Here is a 19,528-nt window from a genome sequence, read left to right as displayed (position 1 = left end):
GCCGAGGATACGCGTGTCGTAAAGTCCCTACAAGACTGGGCAGTCACAGGTGTCAAGGGCCCTGCGCTACGACTTTTGGCCAAGAGCCACGGGATACAAGGGCTCAACTGTTCACAATCGAAATAAAAAATGTCTACAATTTTTTATTCAAAGCGCCGATTTCAGCATGCCGGGGTCGGTTATCGGCAACAGCCAGCGCGCTTGGCCTTTTTTCAGGCCGCCACGGCGGGCTCGATCCTGCACCCAACCGCGCGCCTCAATGGTGCGGCCTTGCAGACCATCGAGCATGGCCGTATCGAACTGGCTGATCAGCTCGGGCGCAATACGCAATACCAGTGAGCCCTGCAGCTCAATCCAGATTCCACCGCGATTACGCTCGATCTTGCTGACCCGACCGGCCACCAGCGCAAACCCGGAGCGCTTGAGATTCGCCACGCTGTGCACCGGCGATTGGCGCCACAGGCCAAGCCGTGCCTGGCGGGCGCTGTTTTCGGCCGCCTGCTGGCAGGCAACCAGGTCCACATTCGGCGCCACGCCCACTTGGTACCCCAGGCCCTCGGCCAGCAGTTGCGCCTCCAGATTCTCGCCATTGGCGCCGTAGAGGTGAGCCAGGGTGCGCCCGTAATGGTCTTTGGGTTCGCGCCCCGGCACCAGGCCGACACGCCCATCGCTGGCCTTGACCAACGCCTGCAGGCGCTGGCGGGCGGCGACAGCGAATGGCTCGTCAGGGCGACCCTTCTTGCTGGTTTCCGGCGCGTTGAGGCCGATCATGCGCACGCTGCGACCGTCCTTGAGGCGTACCGTGTCGCCATCCACCACACGCTGTACCTCCACACGCACGACGGCCGCCGGGGCGGGGCAGAAGGGGTTGGCCTGAGCGGTCGCCAGCCAAATCCCAGGCACAAAAAAGGCGCCCACAAGGGACGCCTTTTTCAACAGCAGGTAAAAGCCCATAAGGCTCTTGAACCTTACTCTGCTGGAGTAGCAGCAGGCTTCTTGCCGAAAGCACCAAAGCGATCTGCGAAGCGCTGTACGCGGCCGCCGGTGTCCAGAGTTTTCTGCTTACCGGTGTAGAACGGGTGGCACTCGTTGCATACGTCAGTACCCAGTGGCTTGCACAGGTTCGAACGAGTTTCGAACTTGTTGCCGCAGCTGCAGGTGACTTCGATGGTTTCGTACGCTGGATGGATATCGGCTTTCATGGCACTTCCTCGGGCTAGCGTGCCGCCACTCGACACTATTGTCGAATACCGCACGTAATTAGGCCGCGGATTCTACCAGACCTTTTTAATCACGCAAGCGGCGGTAGTGGTCGAAAACTTCCTTTCATCAGATATTCCTCACACACCGCCGTCAATGTGGGAGCCGGGCTTGCCCGCGAAGGCGGTGTGTCAGTCACTGCATCTGTTACTGCACTAGCGCTTTCGCAGGCAAGCCAGCTCCCGCAAGATCCGATTCCAGTACTGAAGACGGGACACCCCCGGTCTGCTAGGCTCGCGCCCCTGCGCCACCGCTTGCCTTTATTGATGAGAATCCTCGCGTGCCCGACGCCATTTTGCGCCTAGCCCTGCCCTCGCCCCTGCGCCGCCTGTTCGATTACCGGGCCCCGCCCGGCGTGTCGCGTGCGCAGTTGCAACCGGGCATGCGCGTGCGCGTGCCGTTCGGACGCCGGGAAATGATCGGCATTCTGGTGGAAGTCACCGACCACAGCGAAGTGCCTGCCGAAAAGCTCAAGCGGGCAATTGCCCTGCTCGACGCCACACCACCGCTGCCGCCCGCGCTGTTCAAGCTGTGCCTGTGGACCGCGCAGTATTACCAACACAGCCTGGGCGATACCTTGAGCTGGGCGCTGCCGGTGCTGCTGCGCCAGGGCGAACTGGCCGAAGCGCGCCAGGAGCGTTTCTGGTCGATGGTGCCGGGCGCACGCCTCGACGACCCGCGCATCGCCCGCGCCCCGCGCCAGCGTGAGGCCCTGGCCACCTTGGCGCAGCACCCCCACGGCGTGGCCCATCAGCTATTAAGCAAACTGATGCTGAGCAAAGACAGCCTCGACCTGTTGCTGGCCAAGGGCCTGGTGCAGGTGGAAATCCGCAAACACGCTCCGGACCCGCGCCACGAACACTGGCTGGCCCAGCCGGAGTTGCCGCTGAACCCCGAGCAACGCGCCGCGTATGAGGCGATTCGCGCCGGTTTCGACAGTTTCCATGCATTCCTGCTGGCCGGCGTCACCGGCAGCGGCAAGACCGAAGTCTATTTGCAGCTGATCCGCGAAACCCTGCAGGCGGGCAAGCAGGCACTGGTGCTGATCCCCGAGATCAACCTGGGCCCGCAGACCGTGGCGCGTTTCGAGCAACGCTTCAATGCCCGGATCGCCTTGGTGCACTCGGCAGTAAATGACCGTGAACGCCTGGAGTCGTGGCTCGCGGCGCGGGATGGCGAGGCCGACATTATTATCGGCACGCGCTCAGCACTGTTCACGCCGATGAAAAACCCCGGGCTGATCATCGTCGACGAGGAGCACGATGGCTCCTATAAACAGCAGGAAGGTTTGCGCTACCACGCCCGCGACCTCGCGCTGGTACGCGCCCGCCAGGAAGACATCCCGATTGTGCTGGGCTCGGCCACGCCTTCCTTGGAAAGCCTGCACAACGCCTACACCGGCCGTTACGGGCTGCTGCGCCTGAACGAGCGTGCTGGCGGCGCCAAACAACCGCGCTTCCTGCGCCTGGACGTGAAAAGCCGCCCGCTGGACAGCGGTATTTCCGGCCCGATGCAACAGGCCATTGGCCAGACCCTGGCCGCCGGCCAGCAAGTATTGGTATTTCTCAACCGCCGCGGCTTTGCCCCGACGTTGCTGTGCCATGACTGCGGCTGGATGTCCGGGTGCGAGCGCTGCGATGCGCGCATGACGGTGCATCAGCGCCACGGCGAGTTACGCTGCCATCACTGCGGCCATGTGGAACGGGTACCGCGCCATTGCCCGCAGTGCGGCAAGGTGGACCTGCGGCCCGTGGGCGCCGGCACCGAGCGCGCTGAAGAACGCCTCGGCATTCTGTTCCCGGACTACCCGGTGCTACGGGTGGACCGCGACAGCACGTCGCGCAAAGACGCCATGAACCAACTGTTCGCCACCATCCACAAAGGCCAACCGTGCATCCTGGTGGGCACGCAGATGCTTGCCAAGGGGCATCACTTCCCACGGGTGACCCTGGTGTCGATCCTGGATGCCGATGGCGGGCTGTTCTCCGGGGATTTTCGCGCCAGCGAACGCATGGCGCAGTTGATCGTGCAGGTGGCAGGACGCGCCGGTCGGGCCGAAGAGCCAGGCAGGGTGATTATCCAGACGCACCTGGCCGACCACCCGCTGCTGATTCAACTGACGGAACAAGGCTACTTTGCCTTCGCCGAACAGGCCTTGAGCGAACGCCGCGCCGCCGGCCTCCCGCCCTTTGCGCACCTGGCGCTGCTGCGTGCCGAAGCCCACAAACCCGGGCAGGCCGAAGGCTTTCTTGATGAGGCCTGCAGCGCCGCCGAACGTTTATTGGGCGAACTGGCCCTCAGTGGCATCGAACTACTCGGCCCGGTGCCAGCGCCCATGGAGCGGCGCGCCGGACGTTATCGCGCTCAGCTACTCTTGCAGGCAACCTCCCGCGCCCCGCTGCATCGGCTATTAAGTCGCTGGATGCTTGAGCTGGAGCAACTGCCCAGCGGTCGGCAGGTGCGATGGTCGTTGGATGTAGACCCGGTAGATTTGTATTGAGGGTAATTACGTCATCGCAGGCAAGCCAGCTCGCACATTATGAAATGTGAATACCCTTAAATGTGGGAGCGGGCTTGCCCGCGAAGAGGCCCGCAGGTCCGCCATATAGTCTGAACGGTTGGCAAGCCCGCCCTCGCCACGGATAATGTCCAGTTTTTCCACCTGCGCATCGCGCGCCGCCGCTTGCGGTCGAAAGAGAACACCATGAAAGACACCATTCGCCAGCTGATCCAACAAGCCCTCACCCAACTCGTCAACGAAGGTGTGTTGCCTGAAGGCCTGTCGCCGGCGATCCAGGTGGAGAACACCCGCGACAAGACCCATGGCGACTTCGCCAGCAACATCGCGATGATGCTGTCCAAGCCGGCCGGCATGAAACCGCGCGACCTGGCAGAAAAAATCATCGCAGCCCTGCCGGCTGACGCCAGTGTCACCAAGGCCGAAATCGCCGGCCCAGGCTTTATCAACTTCTTCCAGAACACCCAGGCCCTGGCGTCGCGCCTGGATGCCGCCCTGGCCGATGCGCGCATCGGTGCACGCAAGGCCGGCGACAGCCAGCGCGTGGTCATCGACCTGTCGGCACCGAACCTGGCCAAGGAAATGCACGTGGGCCACCTGCGCTCCACCATCATTGGCGACGGCGTGGCACGGGTGCTGGAATTCCTCGGCGACACCGTGATCCGCCAGAACCACGTGGGCGACTGGGGTACCCAGTTCGGCATGCTGATGGCCTACCTGCAGGAAAACCCGATCACCAGCAACGAGCTGGCCGACCTGGAAAACTTCTACCGTGCCGCCAAAAAGCGGTTTGACGAGTCTGAAGAGTTCGCCGACCGCGCCCGTGGCCTGGTGGTCAAGCTGCAAGCCGGCGACGAAGAGTGCCTGGCGCTGTGGAACCGCTTCCGTGAAATTTCCCTGTCCCATTGCCAGGAAATCTACGAGCTGCTCAACGTGAAACTGACCATGGCCGACGTGATGGGCGAAAGCGCCTACAACGACGACCTGATCAACGTGGTCAACGACCTCAAGGCCAAGGGCCTGCTGGTCGAAAGCAACGGCGCCCAGTGCGTGTTCCTCGAAGAATTCAAGACCGCCGACGGCGAGCCGCTGCCGGTGATCATCGTCAAGGCCGATGGCGGCTACCTCTACGCCACCACCGACCTGGCCGCCGTGCGTTACCGCAGTGGCGTGCTCAAGGCTGACCGTGCACTGTACTTCGTCGACCAGCGCCAGGCCCTGCACTTCCAGCAGGTGTTCGAAGTGGCGCGTCGCGCCGGTTTCGTCACCCACCCGATGCACATGGAACACATGGGCTTTGGCACCATGAACGGCGCCGATGGCCGCCCCTTCAAGACCCGCGACGGCGGCACCGTGAAGCTGATCGACCTGCTGACCGAAGCCCAGGAACGTGCCTACAACCTGGTGAAGGAAAAGAACCCGGAGCTGGCCGAGGCCGACCTGCGCAACATCGCCCGCGTGGTGGGCATTGGCGCGGTGAAATACGCCGATCTGTCCAAGCACCGCACCAGCGACTACAGCTTCAACTTCGACCTGATGCTCAACTTCGAAGGCAACACCGCGCCGTACCTGCTGTACGCCTACACTCGCGTGGCCGGGGTATTCCGCAAGCTGGGCAAGGACTTCAGCGAAGTTGAAGGCCAGATCGCGCTGGACGCCGCCCACGAACAGGAACTGGCGGCCAAGCTCGCGCAATTTGGCGAGGTGCTCAACAGCGTTGGCGAAAAAGGCACGCCGCACATCCTGTGCACCTATTTGTACGAAGTGGCCGGCCTGTTCTCCAGTTTCTACGAGAACTGCCCGATCCTGACCGCCGACGACGAAGCCCAGAAACAAAGTCGCCTGCGCCTTGCCGCTTTGGCTGGACGCACCCTCAAGCAAGGCCTGGAGCTCTTGGGCCTGGAAACTCTGGAGCGTATGTAAGTTGGCTGCCAAGAAAAAACCTGCACCCAAGCGCGGCGCCAGCCGCTACCAGGCCCCGGCGAAGCAACCGATTCCGGGTTGGCTGTGGATGGCCATCGGCCTTACGGTCGGCGCATTTATCGTGTTTCTGATGAAGCTGGAGCCCGGCCAGGGCGATGACGTCAAGCGCGTCAAACAGGAGCAGCAAAAGGCCACGAAAATCGCCGAAGCCAACAAGACCGCGCCGAGCCCGACCGCACCGGTAAAGCCCAAGTACGACTTCTACACGCTGCTGCCGGAATCGGAAGTGATCGTGCCGCCTGACGCCGTGCCGGAAAAAACCCTGCCGACGCCACAAGTGCCGACCACGCCGGTAACCCCAGCGGAAGCCGCAAAAATCGACACGGCGCGCGCCCAGGCCGCGCTGGCCGGTATCACGCCGCCGCCAGCACCGCCAGTGGCAGCCACCAAGGCTGCGCCGGTGACCAAGTTCTTCCTGCAAGCGGGCTCGTTCCCGAAACAGGCGGATGCGGACCGTGTACGCGCACAGATCATTCTGTTGGGCCAATCGGTATCGGTTGAGTCCGGCACGGTGAAGGACGCGACCTGGTATCGCGTATTGGTGGGGCCGTTCAGCAACCGCGAACAGCTGACCGTGGCGCAAAAGCAATTGGCCGGCGCCGGGTTTAGCAACCTGTTGTTACAACAACGCCAGAGCCGCTGACTCATACTCACTGATCGTTCCCACGCTCCGCGTGGGAACGTGTCCCTTGACGCTCTGCGTCACAGAGCAGGCGCAGAGCGTCAAGGCGGCATTACCACGCGGAGCGTGGGAACGATCACCACTCGTCTGCCCTGCCTTCCTACGGTTGAAATCCCCCTCGCCACCCCCATATGAGTTTCCATCAGGGCATTTTCGCCCCGCTGCGTGGAGACTCTCCCCTTGACCACCATCGTTTCAGTACGTCGCCACGGCAAAGTTGTCATGGGCGGCGACGGCCAGGTTTCCCTGGGCAACACCGTGATGAAAGGCAACGCCAAGAAAGTGCGCCGCCTGTACCACGGCCAGGTGCTTGCCGGCTTCGCAGGCGCAACCGCCGACGCCTTTACCCTGTTCGAGCGTTTCGAAGGCCAGCTTGAGAAACACCAGGGCCACCTGGTGCGCGCCGCTGTGGAACTTGCCAAAGAATGGCGCACCGACCGCTCCCTCAGCCGCCTGGAGGCCATGCTCGCGGTTGCGAACAAAGACGCTTCCCTGATCATCACCGGCAACGGCGACGTGGTTGAACCCGAGCATGGCCTGATCGCCATGGGTTCAGGTGGCGGCTACGCCCAGGCTGCGGCCAGCGCGCTGCTGAAGAAAACCGACCTGTCGGCCCGTGAAATCGTCGAGACCGCCCTGGGTATCGCTGGCGATATCTGCGTGTTCACCAACCACAATCAGACCATTGAGGAGCAGGACCTCGCCGAATAAGCCCTGTGCTTATTCAGGCTTGAGGCCGCCAAACACTATGTCCATGACTCCCCGCGAAATCGTCCATGAACTCAACCGCCATATCATCGGCCAGGACGATGCCAAGCGCGCCGTTGCCATTGCGCTGCGTAACCGCTGGCGCCGGATGCAACTGCCGGAAGAACTGCGCGTTGAAGTAACGCCCAAGAACATCCTGATGATCGGCCCTACCGGCGTCGGCAAAACCGAGATCGCCCGACGCCTGGCCAAATTGGCCAATGCACCGTTCATCAAGGTCGAAGCGACCAAATTCACCGAAGTCGGTTATGTGGGCCGCGATGTCGAGTCGATCATTCGCGACCTGGCTGACGCCGCCCTGAAGATGCTGCGCGAACAGGAAGTGACCAAGGTCAGCCATCGCGCCGAAGACGCCGCTGAAGAGCGCATCCTCGACGCCCTGCTGCCACCGGCACGCATGGGTTTCAACGAAGACGCCGCACCTTCATCGGATTCCAACACCCGTCAGCTGTTCCGCAAGCGCCTGCGTGAAGGCCAGCTGGATGACAAGGAAATCGAGATCGAAGTGGCCGAAGTGTCCGGCGTGGATATCTCTGCCCCGCCTGGCATGGAAGAAATGACCAGCCAGTTGCAGAACCTGTTCGCCAACATGGGCAAGGGCAAGAAGAAAAGCCGCAAGCTCAAGGTGAAAGAAGCACTGAAGCTGGTGCGCGACGAAGAAGCCGGGCGCCTGGTCAACGAGGAAGAACTCAAGGCCAAGGCCCTGGAAGCGGTCGAGCAGCACGGCATCGTGTTTATCGATGAGATCGACAAAGTGGCCAAGCGCGGCAACTCCGGTGGCGTCGATGTGTCCCGCGAGGGTGTACAGCGCGACCTGTTGCCGCTGATCGAAGGCTGCACGGTTAACACCAAACTGGGCATGGTCAAAACTGACCACATCCTGTTTATCGCCTCCGGTGCCTTCCACCTGAGCAAGCCCAGCGACCTGGTGCCGGAGCTGCAAGGCCGCCTGCCGATTCGGGTGGAGCTCAAGGCACTGACGCCGGGCGACTTCGAGCGCATCCTCAGCGAACCGCATGCCTCGCTCACCGAGCAGTACCGCGAGCTGCTGAAAACCGAAGGGCTGGGTATCGAATTCCAGGCTGACGGTATCAAGCGCCTGGCGGAGATCGCCTGGCAGGTCAACGAGAAGACCGAGAACATCGGTGCCCGTCGCCTGCATACCTTGCTTGAGCGCCTGCTTGAGGAAGTGTCTTTCAGCGCCGGCGACATGGCCGGTGCGCAGAATGGCGAAGCGATCAAGATCGATGCTGACTACGTCAACAGCCACTTGGGCGAATTGGCGCAGAACGAAGACTTGTCTCGTTATATCCTGTAAGCCTCACTCAATGTGGGAGTGGCTTGTGTGGGAGCTGGCTTGCCTGCGATAGCATCACTTCAGTGTTCCTGAAACACCGAGGTGCCTGCATCGCGGGCAAGCCCGGCTCCCACATTGGTCCCTTCCACATTTTGGGCCGGTTCCTTCAGGGTTATCTCCAATGTCGAAATTTCCTACCGCAGTAAACCTGCACAAAACCTCCAACACCCTCGGCCTGACCTACGGGCCAGACGAAACCTACCAGTTGCCCGCCGAATTCCTGCGGGTGCACTCCCCTTCTGCCGAGGTCCAGGGCCACGGCAAACCCATCCTGCAATTCGGCAAGCTCAACGTCCGGTTGATCAAGCTGGAACCCGCCGGCCAGTACGCACTGAAATTGACCTTCGACGACGGTCATGACAGCGGACTGTTCACCTGGGACTATCTCTATCAGCTGGCCTTACGTCAGGACGCTCTATGGGCCGACTACCTGGCCGAGCTCAAAGCTGCTGGAAAAACCCGCGATCCGAGTGAGTCGGTCGTGCGGCTGATGCTCTAGCTCAACGGTCTTGCTGTTTAGAGCGCATTTTCTAATTTCATCTGCTTGAATGCCCTGTCGCGTGGTCAACGATTGGCCCGCTTGCGAAAAAAAATAAACTCGGGTAACCAATGGAGCTGGCAAGTTCCCTGCATTTGACGATGCGGTATCAACGGTCACCCGAGTCGCAGTACCAGGCTGGTGTCGTGTATCGAAATTGGGTGCGCAGCAATCGCCGGTACTCGTCTTTCGGACAATGGAGCGTCGTAGATGAGTAACAAGAATAACGATGACTTGAAACGCCAGGCCTCGGAAAACACCCTGGGGTTGAACCCGATCATCGCGTTACGCAAAAAGGATTTATTGGCCTCGGCCAAGATGGTGCTGACCCAAGCCATCAAGCAACCGTTGCACAGCGTCAAGCACGTCGCCCACTTTGGCGTTGAATTGAAGAATGTGATGTTCGGCAAATCCGCGCTGGTGCCCGAGGGCGACGACCGTCGCTTCAACGACCCGGCCTGGAGCCAGAACCCGCTCTACAAACGTTATTTGCAGACTTACCTGGCGTGGCGCAAGGAGCTTCACGACTGGATCGACGACAGCAATCTGTCGGCACAAGACATCAGCCGCGGCCACTTCGTGATCAACCTGATGACCGAAGCCATGGCCCCCACCAACAGCGCGGCCAACCCGGCGGCGGTCAAACGCTTCTTTGAAACTGGCGGCAAAAGCCTGCTCGACGGCCTTTCCCACCTGGCCAAGGACATGGTGCACAACGGCGGTATGCCCAGCCAGGTCAACATGGGCGCCTTTGAAGTCGGCAAGACCCTGGGCACCAGCGAAGGCGCGGTGGTGTTTCGCAACGATGTACTGGAGCTGATCCAGTACAAGCCCATCACCGAACAGGTACACGAACGCCCGCTGCTGGTGGTACCGCCGCAGATCAACAAATTCTACGTCTTCGACCTGTGCCCGGATAAAAGCCTGGCACGCTTCTGCCTGCGTAATGGCCAGCAGACCTTTATCGTCAGTTGGCGCAACCCCACCAAGGCCCAGCGCGAATGGGGGCTATCCACCTATATCGAGGCGCTGAAGGAAGCGGTCGATGTGGTCACGGCAATTACCGGCAGCAAAGACGTGAATATGCTCGGTGCCTGCTCCGGCGGCATCACCTGCACCGCACTGTTGGGCCACTACGCGGCGCTGGGCGAGAAGAAGGTCAACGCCCTGACGCTGCTAGTGAGCGTGCTGGATACCACCCTGGACACCCAGGTGGCGCTGTTTGTGGATGAACAGACTCTGGAAGCGGCCAAGCGCCACTCCTATCAGGCCGGCGTGCTGGAAGGCCGCGACATGGCCAAGGTATTTGCCTGGATGCGCCCCAACGATCTGATCTGGAACTATTGGGTCAACAACTACCTGCTGGGCAACGAGCCGCCGGTGTTCGACATCCTGTTCTGGAACAACGACACCACACGCTTGCCGGCCGCGTTCCATGGCGACCTGATCGAACTGTTCAAGAACAACCCACTGGTACGCGCCAACGCCCTGGAAGTGTGCGGCACGCCCATCGACCTCAAGCAGGTCACCGCCGATATCTATTCCCTGGCCGGCACCAACGACCACATCACGCCGTGGCAGTCCTGCTACAAATCAGCGCAGTTGTTCGGCGGCAAGGTCGAGTTTGTGCTGTCCAGCAGTGGGCATATCCAGAGCATCCTCAACCCGCCGGGCAACCCCAAGGCACGCTACCAGACCAGTGAGGGCCTGGCCGGAAGTGCGTTGGAGTGGCAGGAGAATGCGACCAAGCACACCGATTCGTGGTGGCTGCACTGGCAGGTGTGGCAGGCGGAGCGGGCGGGAAAACTGAAAAAAGCCCCGACGACATTAGGCAATAAAACCTATGCAGCCGCTGAAGCGGCGCCGGGTACCTATGTACATGAACGCTAGGCATTCTTGTGATTGAAATGAGATCAGATGTGGGAGCTGGCTTGCCTGCGATAGCGATGGGCCTGCTCACTAATCGCGGCCTGAAAGAATGCCATCGCAGGCAAGCCAGCTCCCACACTGACCGAGTTCCTACAGACCAATAGCACCACTTCACAGGGCTTGAGCATGGCGCAACCGTTCATCTTCCGCACCATCGACCTGGATGGCCAGACCATCCGCACGGCGGTACGCCCGGGCAAGCCGCACTTGACCCCGCTGCTGATCTTCAACGGCATCGGCGCCAACCTTGAGCTGGTGTTTCCGTTCGTCCAGGCCCTGGACCCGGACCTGGAAGTGATCGCCTTCGACGTGCCCGGCGTGGGCGGCTCCTCGACGCCGAACCGACCCTATCGCTTCCCCGGTCTGGCCAAACTCACCGCGCGTATGCTCGATTACCTCGACTATGGCCAAGTGAACGCCGTGGGCGTGTCCTGGGGCGGAGCGCTGGCCCAGCAATTTGCGTATGACTACCCCGAGCGCTGCAAGAAATTGATCCTCGCGGCCACCGCGGCCGGGGCCTTCATGGTGCCGGGCAAACCGAAGGTCTTGTGGCTGATGGCAAGCCCCAGGCGTTATATCCAGCCGTCCCACGTGGTGCGCATTGCACCGATGATTTATGGCGGTTCGTTCCGCCGTGATTCCAAACTGGCCGCCGAGCACGCCAGCAAAGTGCGCTCGGCCGGCAAGCTGGGCTACTACTGGCAACTGTTTGCCGGGCTGGGCTGGACCAGCATTCATTGGCTGCACAAGATCCGCCAGCCCACCCTGGTGCTGGCCGGGGACGATGACCCGCTGATCCCGCTGGTCAACATGCGCATGCTCGCCTGGCGCATCCCCAATGCACAGTTGCACATCATCGATGACGGCCACCTGTTCCTGATCACCCGGGCCGAAGCCGTGGCGCCGATCATCATGAAGTTTCTAGAGGAGGAGCGCCTGCGCGCCGTGATACATCCGCGACCGGCGGTGTGAAGGAACACACCACCGCGCAACTTGCCAGGAACCGACTATGGTTCTGGATTGGCGTGCCTGCTTGATGACTTGACGAAGGAGTGTTGGCTCATGCGAGAAAGACCCGTGACGAACCCGGCGCCCACCCCCGCTGCGTTCATCAACGCGCAAAATGCGATCACCGGCCTGCGCGGCCGGGACTTGCTGTCGACCCTGCGTACCGTCGCCGCGCACGGCCTGCGTAACCCGGTGCACACCGCCCGCCACGCCCTGGCCCTGGGCGGCCAGTTGGGCCGCGTGCTGCTGGGTGAGACCGTGCACGAACCCAACCCCAGGGACCATCGCTTCAGCGACCCCACCTGGAAGCTCAACCCGCTATACCGGCGCAGCTTGCAAGCCTATCTGAGCTGGCAAAAACAGACACGGCAGTGGATCGACGACAGCACCCTCAGTGACGATGATCGCGCCCGCGCGCAGTTCGCCTTCGCCCTGCTCAACGATGCTGTCTCCCCTTCCAACACCCTGCTCAACCCGCTGGCGATCAAGGAGCTGCTCAACTCCGGCGGCAACAGTGTGGTGCGCGGCGTGAGCAACTTGTTCGAAGACCTGCTGCACAACAACGGTTTGCCGCGCCAGGTCAGCAAGCACGCCTTTGAAGTGGGCAAGACCGTGGCGACCACGCCCGGTTCGGTGGTGTTTCGCAACGAACTGCTGGAGCTGATCCAGTACAAGCCCATGAGCGAAAAACAATACGCCAAGCCGCTGCTGGTAGTGCCGCCGCAAATCAACAAGTACTACATCTTCGACCTGAGCCCGGCCAACAGCTTTGTGCAATACGCACTGAAAAACGGCCTGCAGACCTTTATGGTCAGCTGGCGCAACCCGGACGTGCGGCATCGCGAATGGGGCCTGTCCACCTACGTCGCGGCGCTGGAAGAAGCGCTCAACGTATGCCGGGCCATCACTGGCGCCCGCGAGGTCAACCTGATGGGCGCCTGCGCCGGCGGCCTGACCATCGCCGCGCTGCAAGGCCACCTGCAAGCCAAGCGCCAGTTGCGGCGCATCTCCAGCGCCAGTTACCTGGTAAGCCTGCTGGACAGCCAGATCGACAGCCCCACAACATTGTTCGCTGATGAACAAACCCTGGAAGCCGCCAAGCGCCGCTCCTACCAGCAAGGCGTGCTGGATGGCCGCGACATGGCCAAGATATTTGCCTGGATGCGCCCCAACGACCTGATCTGGAATTACTGGATCAATAATTACCTGCTGGGCAAGGAACCGCCGGCGTTCGACATCCTGTACTGGAACAATGACAACACGCGTCTGCCCGCCGCCCTGCACGGCGACCTGCTGGACTTCTTCAAGCACAACCCCCTGAGCCATCCCGGTGGCCTGGAGGTATGCGGCACGCCCATCGACTTGCGCAAGGTCTCGGTGGACAGCTTCAGCGTGGCCGGCATCAATGACCACATCACGCCGTGGGACGCGGTGTACCGCTCCACGCAACTGCTGGGTGGCGAGCGGCGCTTTGTGCTCTCCAACAGCGGGCATATCCAGAGCATCCTCAACCCACCGGGCAACCCCAAGGCCAACTACGTCGAGAACCTCAAGCTGAGCAGCGACCCGCGCGCCTGGTATTACGACGCCCAGCACGTCGAAGGCAGTTGGTGGCCACAATGGCTGGAGTGGGTACAAAAACGCTCCGGCGTACAACGCGAAACCCTCACCGCCCTGGGCAACCAGAATTACCCACCGATGGAAGCGGCGCCGGGTACTTACGTGCGCGTGCGCTGAGCTCAGCAATCAACTTTAAGAAGACTGGATGAAGACCCGCGACCGTATCCTTGAATGCGCCCTGCAGTTGTTCAACCACAAGGGCGAACCGAACGTATCGACCATGGAGGTGGCCAATGAGATGGGGATCAGCCCCGGCAACCTCTACTACCACTTCCATGGCAAGGAGCCGTTGGTGCTGGGGCTGTTCGAGCGCTTTCAGTGTGAGCTGGCGCCACTGCTGGACCCTCCTGCGGATGCGCAACTGGAAGCTGAGGACTACTGGCTGTTTTTGCACCTGATTGTCGAGCGCATGGCCCACTATCGGTTCCTGTTCCAGGACTTGTCGAACCTGGCGGGGCGCTTGCCCAAGCTGGCCAAGGGGATCCGTCACCTGCTCACGGCGCTCAAGCGCACCTTGGCGTCATTGCTTGCGCGGCTGAAGGCGGCAGGGCAACTGGTTAGCGATACCCAGGCGTTGGGGCAACTGGTGGAGCAGATCACCCTGACATTGCTGTTTTCGTTGGATTACCAACGGATTCTGGACCGTGAAGGTGAGGTACGGGTGGTGGTGTACCAGATCATGATGCTGGTGGCGCCGCATCTGCTGCCAACGGCGCGGCAGGCGACCGAGCGGTTCGCCTTGAAGTACCTGGATGACACCGATTAAACATGTAGGAGCGAGCTTGCTCGCGAAAAACGTCAACGATAACGAGTGCCTCCTGAATAAACACGGCGTCTTTGAGTTTTTCGCGAGCAAGCTCGCTCCTACAAAATGGGGAATGCGGCGTTTTTGAGGCTTGCATAAAAAACGCCCAATCTTCGCAGACCGGGCGTTTTATGTGTCCCGTAAAAATCAGGACTGACTGGATGGCGTCGGGGTAACCGGCGTTGCAGTCGGGGTAGCAGCCGCATGCGTCGGCGCGGACACCGAATTGGCGGTAGAAGCGGCCGGTGCTGGTGCAGTGGCTGGCTTGGCCGCCGCGGCAGGCTTTGCGGCTGCCGGTTTTTTCGCTACCGCAGGCTTTTTGGCCGCTGCAGGCTTGGCAGCGGGTTTCGCAGCGGCGGGCTTGGCAGCAGGTTTAGCGGCAGCGGTTTTAGCCGCAGGTTTGGCAGCCGGTTTAGCCGCAGGTTTCGCGGCGGCTTTAGCGGCCACTGGCTTAGCGGCAGGCTTGGTAGCCGGTTTGGCGGCAACAGTTTTAGCCGCTGGCTTGGCCGCAGGTTTCGCCGCGGCTTTGGCCGGCGCTTTGGCCGGCGCTTTGGCAGCGGGTTTGGCAGCTGGCTTGGCGGCGGCTTTAACCAGAGGCTTGGCGGCAGTTTTGGCGGTGGGTTTTGCAGCGGCGGTTTTAGCCGCAGGTTTGGCCGCCGGTTTTGCTGCAGGCTTGGCCGCGGCGGTCTTGGCGGGAGCCGCTTTGGCGCCGGTGAGCTTTTCGATTTGCTTGGTCAAGGTATCAACCTTGCTATGCAGCGCCTTCAACTCAGCCTTGCTCGGTACGCCCAGTCGCGAAATAGCACTGTTGAGGCGCTTGTCGAACGTTTCTTCCAACTTGCCCCAGGTATCCGAAATACTCGATTTGGCGGAACCCGCACTCGCCTTGGCAGCGTCGACTTTTTTACCGACCGTGCTCTTGGTCAACTTCTCGGCCTTCTCGCCGTCTTTGACCAAGGTCTCGAAGAGTTTGCTGCCGTCACTGTCGATCTTCGAGTACACGCCTAAACCAGCGAGCCAGATTTTGCGGGAATATTCTTCAACTTTCCCGACCCACGAGCTGCCTTCTTTCTGAGTAGTCTTTTTAACAGCCATCCCGATGTCTCCTTAGTGTTTACGCGCGACACGTTCGAGCAATGCCGTCAGCTCTTCGAGCTTAGCAGAGAGTGTCTCCACGTCATGTTTAGACGCAATGCCGATCCGATTCAAGGCACTGCCGACACGAGTATCAAAAGCTTTTTCAACTTTATCCAGTTGAACTTCGACCAGGCCTTTGACGCCGGAGACGTTACTCTTTACTTGGTCAATCTGACTGTTGGCGGCATCAAGTTGTTCAACTACAACTTTTTTACCTTTACTTTCAACACGTTGACCGCTTCTAACGAGTTCCTTGAAGTACTCGCCGCCTTCGCTGCCGACCTTGGCATAGGCGCCAAGACCCGCCAGCCAGATCTTGCGGGCGTAGCTTTTAACCTCACTCAGGGGGGTGGTCTGAACGTCGATTTTTTTCTTCAAAATAACTTTGGCCATGGTGCACCTCACACAGAATTGGGTGGCGGACGGCCCGCAAGAGTTGAGGGCTTGGGCACAAAGTAAGGTTTAAAATTAGAATCGGCACCCTAAGCACAGCCGTATCAAGCCAGGGCCTTATCCAGGGCCTTTTCGATTTCGGACTTGATCGTGCCACTCATGGCCGACATCAGCAGGCCAAGTTCCACATCAATGCGCAGCGAATCATCGGCCACCAATACCGTGCCTTTAACCCCGGAGCGCTTGAGCTTCAGGGTGTCGCCAGCCCACGAAGACTCCACCCCATATTTATCCTCGAGTTTGCGCGCCAATTGCTCCGCCTTGGCCCGCGCCTGTTCTTTTCCCAGGGTATGTTCACGCTCAACGGTAATACGGGCCATTGCAATGACTCCTCTTTATAACGACTCAGAACACCCGCCATGCGGCAAAAGGTCTCGATGAGCGTCTATCTTACCTGCAGCCTTGCCAAGACAAAGCAGGCCTTGGGGATTATCATGTCCCGCATTCTCTTTTGGTGACAGCGATATGACTGATCAGCGCAAAGGCAGCGATGCCGAACCCACCACTCACTTCGGCTTCAAGAACGTCCCGGAAAGCCAAAAGGCGGAAAAAGTCGCTGAGGTGTTCCACTCCGTGGCAGCCAAGTACGACCTGATGAACGACGTGCTCTCCGGCGGCATGCACCGCCTGTGGAAGCGCTTCACCATCGAGTTGTCGGGCGTACGCACCGGCAACCGGGTGCTGGACATCGCCGGTGGCACAGGCGACCTGGCGGCCAAGTTCTCCAAGCTGGTTGGCCCCACCGGCCAGGTGGTATTGGCCGATATCAACGGCTCGATGCTCAAGGTTGGCCGCGACCGACTGCTCGACAAAGGCGTGGCCGGCAATATCGAGTTCGTCCAGGCCGATGCCGAGAAGCTGCCGTTCCCCGACAACCATTTCGACTGCGTGACCATCGCGTTCGGCCTGCGTAACGTGACTCACAAGGAAGACGCGATCCGCTCGATGCTGCGCGTACTCAAGCCGGGTGGCCGCCTGCTGGTGCTGGAATTCTCCAAGCCGACCAACGCGCTGATGTCCAAGGTCTACGACACCTATTCGTTCGCCTTCATGCCACTGATGGGCAAGCTGATCACCAACGACGCCGAGAGCTACCGCTACCTGGCCGAGTCGATCCGCATGCACCCGGATCAGGAAACCCTGAAGTCGATGATGGTGGAGGCCGGTTTCGACCGCGTGACCTACCACAACATGACGTCCGGCATCGTCGCCCTACACCGCGGCATCAAGCCCTGATGCTGCTGCAAGGTCTTCTCGCCAGCGTTGAGCACGGTCTCAACCGTGTACTGCGCCTGGACAGCACCGCCCTGGCGCGGCTCGCGCACCTGACCGGCAAAGTCATTGCCGTTGATTGCCGCAGCCCCGCCGTGCAGCTGTTTATCCTGCCCAGCGATGAAGGCCTGCTGCTCGCCACCCAATGGGCCGCTGAAGCCGACTGCACCTTGCGTGCGCCGGCCTCCAGCCTGTTGCACCTGGCGCTGAGCCGCAACAAGACCGCCATCCTCCACAGCCCCGAGGTGGAGCTGGAAGGCGACAGTGCGGTGCTGATGGACTTGGCCGCCGTGCTGCAAGACCTGGAGCTGGACTGGGAATATGAACTGTCGCGCTGGATCGGCCCCGTCGCCACCCAGTTGATCAGCGGGCACCTGCGCAGCCGCTCGCGCTGGTACCAGCAAGGGTTCGCCAGCCTCAACCAGAACCTTGCCGAATACCTGAGCGAAGAATCGCGCACCCTGGTCGGGCAACGGGAAGCGCAAGCGCGCTTTCGCGAGCTCGACAAGGCCAAAATCGACCTGGAACGCCTCGAGGCCCGCTTCGAGCGCTTGAGCCGTTCCCTTGATCCAAGCGATAACGCATGAAGCTGCTCGCCGTCCGCCGTTTGTTTCGTATCCAGCGCGTCGTAATCCGCTACCGTCTCGATGACCTGCTGTTTGCCCTGCCCTTGCCGTGGTTCCTGCTAGCGGTGCGTTATGTGCTGCCGTGGCGCTGGTTGCCCCGCAAGCCGTCGCCGTTGAGCCGTGGCGCCAGCCTGCGCTTGGCGTTGCAGGATTTGGGGCCTATCTTCATCAAGTTCGGGCAGATCCTCTCCACCCGCCGCGACCTGTTGCCCGAAGACATCGCCGACGAGCTGATGCTGCTGCAGGACCGCGTGCCGCCGTTCGATTCGCAGCAGTCGATGGCGCTGATCGAAGAACAGCTGGGCCATAAGATCAGCGAGGTGTTCAGCCGCTTCGACGTCGAGCCCCTGGCCTCGGCGTCAGTGGCGCAAGTGCACGCCGCGCAGCTCAAGACCGGCGAAGAAGTGGTGGTGAAAGTCATTCGCCCAGGCCTCAAGCCGATCATCGGCCAGGACCTGGCATGGCTGTTTATCCTCGCCCGCGCCGCCGAACGCTTCTCCGCCGATGCGCGCCTGCTGCACCCGGTGGACGTGGTCGCCGACTACGAAAAAACCATCTACGACGAACTCGACCTGCTGCGCGAAGCGGCCAATGCCAGCCAATTGCGACGCAACTTCGAAGGCTCGCAACTGCTGTATGTGCCGCAGGTGTATTGGGACTGGTGCCGGCCAAAAGTGCTGGTGATGGAGCGCATCTACGGCGTGCAGGTCACCGACCTCGCGACCCTGGCCGACCAGCGCACCGACATGAAGATGTTGGCAGAACGCGGTGTGGAGATTTTCTTCACCCAAGTGTTCCGCGACAGTTTCTTCCACGCCGACATGCACCCGGGCAACATCTTCGTCAGCACCGTCAACCCGTGGAGCCCGCAGTACATCGCCATCGACTGCGGTATCGTCGGCAGCCTCACCCCGGAAGACCAGGATTACCTGGCGCGCAACCTGTTTGCCTTCTTCAAGCGCGACTATCGCCGTGTGGCGCAGTTGCACATTGATTCGGGTTGGGTGCCAGCGGAAACCAAACTCAACGAATTCGAAGCCGCGATCCGCACCGTGTGCGAGCCGATCTTCGAAAAACCGTTAAAGGATATTTCGTTCGGCCAAGTGCTGATGCGCCTGTTCCAGACCGCGCGGCGCTTCAATATGGAGGTGCAGCCGCAACTGGTGCTGTTGCAGAAGACCCTGCTGAACATCGAAGGCCTGGGCCGCCAGCTCTACCCGGACCTCGACCTGTGGAACACTGCGCAACCCTTCCTGGAACGCTGGATGCGCGAGCGCATGAGCCCGAAAACCATGCTGGGCAACCTGCACAGCCAGTTCGAGCAACTGCCGCACCTGGCCAACATGACCCGCGACCTGCTGGAGCGCATGTCCCAGCCCCATGCCAAGGACCCTGAGCCACCGTGGCGCAAGCGCAAGGACGACTGGTTCCTGCGCCTGCTCGGCGCCGCGCACCTGGTGGGCGGCGTGATGCTGGCGATTGGTGGGCCATTGAACCAACTAGGCCACTGGCCAGCGGGCATCATGGTCGCCGTGGGCGTTTATCTGATCGTGCGTCGATAGCCCATCCGGT

The 19,528-nt window shown here is 61.1% G+C and carries 18 protein-coding genes; 13 read left to right on the top strand and 5 right to left on the bottom strand.

All coding sequences use genetic code 11. From position 1 onward, the window contains the following. Positions 1-147: 147 nt before the first annotated feature. Together BT204_RS04820 and rpmE are read right to left on the bottom strand one after the other, a co-directional pair. Complete coding sequence (locus BT204_RS04820; RefSeq protein ID WP_072445809.1) at positions 148-954, bottom strand: thermonuclease family protein; 807 nt, start codon at positions 952-954, stop codon at positions 148-150. A gap of 14 nt (positions 955-968) precedes the next feature. Then, positions 969-1,202: a 50S ribosomal protein L31 gene (gene rpmE / locus BT204_RS04815; protein WP_005784030.1), complete on the bottom strand. Its 234-nt coding sequence runs from the start codon at positions 1,200-1,202 to the stop codon at positions 969-971. Between the two features lie 338 nt (positions 1,203-1,540). Between rpmE and BT204_RS04810 the strand changes: the two genes are divergently transcribed. The 10 genes from BT204_RS04810 to BT204_RS04765 all read left to right on the top strand — a co-directional run bounded on the left by BT204_RS04810 (position 1,541) and on the right by BT204_RS04765 (position 14,429). Continuing rightward, entirely contained in the window at positions 1,541-3,760 is a 2,220-nt protein-coding gene (locus BT204_RS04810) for a primosomal protein N' (protein WP_054919453.1), read from the top strand. 204 nt (positions 3,761-3,964) lie between these two features. Beyond that, positions 3,965-5,701 (top strand): arginine--tRNA ligase, encoded by a 1,737-nt coding sequence (argS, locus tag BT204_RS04805; protein ID WP_019817938.1) that lies wholly within the window; start codon positions 3,965-3,967, stop codon positions 5,699-5,701. Position 5,702: 1 nt separating this feature from the next. Then, positions 5,703-6,404 (top strand): SPOR domain-containing protein, encoded by a 702-nt coding sequence (locus BT204_RS04800; RefSeq protein WP_003187899.1) that lies wholly within the window; start codon positions 5,703-5,705, stop codon positions 6,402-6,404. 219 nt (positions 6,405-6,623) lie between these two features. Next, positions 6,624-7,154 carry an ATP-dependent protease subunit HslV gene (gene hslV, locus BT204_RS04795; protein ID WP_003171209.1) on the top strand — a complete coding sequence of 177 codons (531 nt, stop codon included), beginning with the start codon at positions 6,624-6,626 and terminating at the stop codon, positions 7,152-7,154. 37 nt (positions 7,155-7,191) lie between these two features. After that, positions 7,192-8,529 carry an ATP-dependent protease ATPase subunit HslU gene (hslU, locus tag BT204_RS04790; protein ID WP_003171208.1) on the top strand — a complete coding sequence of 446 codons (1,338 nt, stop codon included), beginning with the start codon at positions 7,192-7,194 and terminating at the stop codon, positions 8,527-8,529. A 160-nt stretch (positions 8,530-8,689) separates the two neighbouring features. After that, positions 8,690-9,067: a gamma-butyrobetaine hydroxylase family protein gene (locus BT204_RS04785; protein ID WP_072445808.1), complete on the top strand. Its 378-nt coding sequence runs from the start codon at positions 8,690-8,692 to the stop codon at positions 9,065-9,067. A 249-nt stretch (positions 9,068-9,316) separates the two neighbouring features. Then, on the top strand, positions 9,317-10,996 hold the full coding sequence (phaC, locus tag BT204_RS04780; protein WP_054896198.1) for a class II poly(R)-hydroxyalkanoic acid synthase: 1,680 nt from the start codon (positions 9,317-9,319) through the stop codon (positions 10,994-10,996). A 165-nt stretch (positions 10,997-11,161) separates the two neighbouring features. Next, a complete protein-coding gene (gene phaZ, locus BT204_RS04775; protein ID WP_019820034.1) occupies positions 11,162-12,007 on the top strand; it encodes a poly(3-hydroxyalkanoate) depolymerase in 846 nt (281 codons plus the stop codon). Between the two features lie 90 nt (positions 12,008-12,097). After that, positions 12,098-13,780, top strand: a complete 1,683-nt coding sequence (gene phaC, locus BT204_RS04770) for a class II poly(R)-hydroxyalkanoic acid synthase (protein WP_072445806.1) — start codon at positions 12,098-12,100, stop codon at positions 13,778-13,780. A 28-nt stretch (positions 13,781-13,808) separates the two neighbouring features. Beyond that, complete coding sequence (locus BT204_RS04765; RefSeq protein WP_054919462.1) at positions 13,809-14,429, top strand: TetR/AcrR family transcriptional regulator; 621 nt, start codon at positions 13,809-13,811, stop codon at positions 14,427-14,429. Positions 14,430-14,615: 186 nt separating this feature from the next. Here BT204_RS04765 and BT204_RS04760 read toward each other — a convergent pair whose 3' ends face one another. From BT204_RS04760 to BT204_RS04750, 3 genes are all read right to left on the bottom strand, one after another. After that, on the bottom strand, positions 14,616-15,563 hold the full coding sequence (locus BT204_RS04760; RefSeq protein WP_072445804.1) for a phasin family protein: 948 nt from the start codon (positions 15,561-15,563) through the stop codon (positions 14,616-14,618). A gap of 12 nt (positions 15,564-15,575) precedes the next feature. Beyond that, complete coding sequence (locus BT204_RS04755) at positions 15,576-15,998, bottom strand: phasin family protein (protein WP_034125563.1); 423 nt, start codon at positions 15,996-15,998, stop codon at positions 15,576-15,578. A 104-nt stretch (positions 15,999-16,102) separates the two neighbouring features. Then, on the bottom strand, positions 16,103-16,378 hold the full coding sequence (locus BT204_RS04750; protein ID WP_034125562.1) for a polyhydroxyalkanoic acid system family protein: 276 nt from the start codon (positions 16,376-16,378) through the stop codon (positions 16,103-16,105). A gap of 145 nt (positions 16,379-16,523) precedes the next feature. Here BT204_RS04750 and ubiE point away from each other — a divergent pair, with 145 nt between their 5' ends. From ubiE to ubiB, 3 genes are read left to right on the top strand one after another with little or no spacing between them, the layout of a single operon-like run. After that, complete coding sequence (ubiE, locus tag BT204_RS04745; protein WP_003171186.1) at positions 16,524-17,294, top strand: bifunctional demethylmenaquinone methyltransferase/2-methoxy-6-polyprenyl-1,4-benzoquinol methylase UbiE; 771 nt, start codon at positions 16,524-16,526, stop codon at positions 17,292-17,294. Continuing rightward, on the top strand, positions 17,294-17,917 hold the full coding sequence (locus BT204_RS04740) for a ubiquinone biosynthesis accessory factor UbiJ (protein WP_034125561.1): 624 nt from the start codon (positions 17,294-17,296) through the stop codon (positions 17,915-17,917). Before ubiE ends, BT204_RS04740 begins: the two co-directional genes overlap by 1 nt. Next, a complete protein-coding gene (gene ubiB / locus BT204_RS04735) occupies positions 17,914-19,518 on the top strand; it encodes a ubiquinone biosynthesis regulatory protein kinase UbiB (protein ID WP_072445803.1) in 1,605 nt (534 codons plus the stop codon). Before BT204_RS04740 ends, ubiB begins: the two co-directional genes overlap by 4 nt. Positions 19,519-19,528 lie beyond the last annotated feature (10 nt).

Source organism: Pseudomonas sp. NFPP02 (assembly GCF_900119355.1).
Lineage (GTDB): Bacteria > Pseudomonadota > Gammaproteobacteria > Pseudomonadales > Pseudomonadaceae > Aquipseudomonas > Aquipseudomonas paracarnis.
The sequence above is the reverse complement of the archived record's forward strand: the minus strand, read 5'-3'. Positions and strand labels throughout refer to the sequence as shown.

Bases quoted from the DNA above. Each gene is read 5' to 3' on its own strand.
- BT204_RS04765 (WP_054919462.1), top strand. From the start codon at position 13,809: ATGAAGACCCGCGACCGTATCCTTGAATGCGCCCTGCAGTTGTTCAAC.
- hslU (WP_003171208.1), top strand. From the start codon at position 7,192: ATGTCCATGACTCCCCGCGAAATCGTCCATGAACTCAACCGCCATATC.
- BT204_RS04740 (WP_034125561.1), top strand. From the start codon at position 17,294: ATGCTGCTGCAAGGTCTTCTCGCCAGCGTTGAGCACGGTCTCAACCGT.
- phaZ (WP_019820034.1), top strand. From the start codon at position 11,162: ATGGCGCAACCGTTCATCTTCCGCACCATCGACCTGGATGGCCAGACC.
- ubiB (WP_072445803.1), top strand. From the start codon at position 17,914: ATGAAGCTGCTCGCCGTCCGCCGTTTGTTTCGTATCCAGCGCGTCGTA.
- BT204_RS04755 (WP_034125563.1), bottom strand. From the start codon at position 15,998: ATGGCCAAAGTTATTTTGAAGAAAAAAATCGACGTTCAGACCACCCCC.
- BT204_RS04820 (WP_072445809.1), bottom strand. From the start codon at position 954: ATGGGCTTTTACCTGCTGTTGAAAAAGGCGTCCCTTGTGGGCGCCTTT.
- rpmE (WP_005784030.1), bottom strand. From the start codon at position 1,202: ATGAAAGCCGATATCCATCCAGCGTACGAAACCATCGAAGTCACCTGC.
- phaC (WP_054896198.1), top strand. From the start codon at position 9,317: ATGAGTAACAAGAATAACGATGACTTGAAACGCCAGGCCTCGGAAAAC.
- BT204_RS04785 (WP_072445808.1), top strand. From the start codon at position 8,690: ATGTCGAAATTTCCTACCGCAGTAAACCTGCACAAAACCTCCAACACC.
- phaC (WP_072445806.1), top strand. From the start codon at position 12,098: ATGCGAGAAAGACCCGTGACGAACCCGGCGCCCACCCCCGCTGCGTTC.
- ubiE (WP_003171186.1), top strand. From the start codon at position 16,524: ATGACTGATCAGCGCAAAGGCAGCGATGCCGAACCCACCACTCACTTC.
- BT204_RS04760 (WP_072445804.1), bottom strand. From the start codon at position 15,563: ATGGCTGTTAAAAAGACTACTCAGAAAGAAGGCAGCTCGTGGGTCGGG.
- BT204_RS04750 (WP_034125562.1), bottom strand. From the start codon at position 16,378: ATGGCCCGTATTACCGTTGAGCGTGAACATACCCTGGGAAAAGAACAG.
- argS (WP_019817938.1), top strand. From the start codon at position 3,965: ATGAAAGACACCATTCGCCAGCTGATCCAACAAGCCCTCACCCAACTC.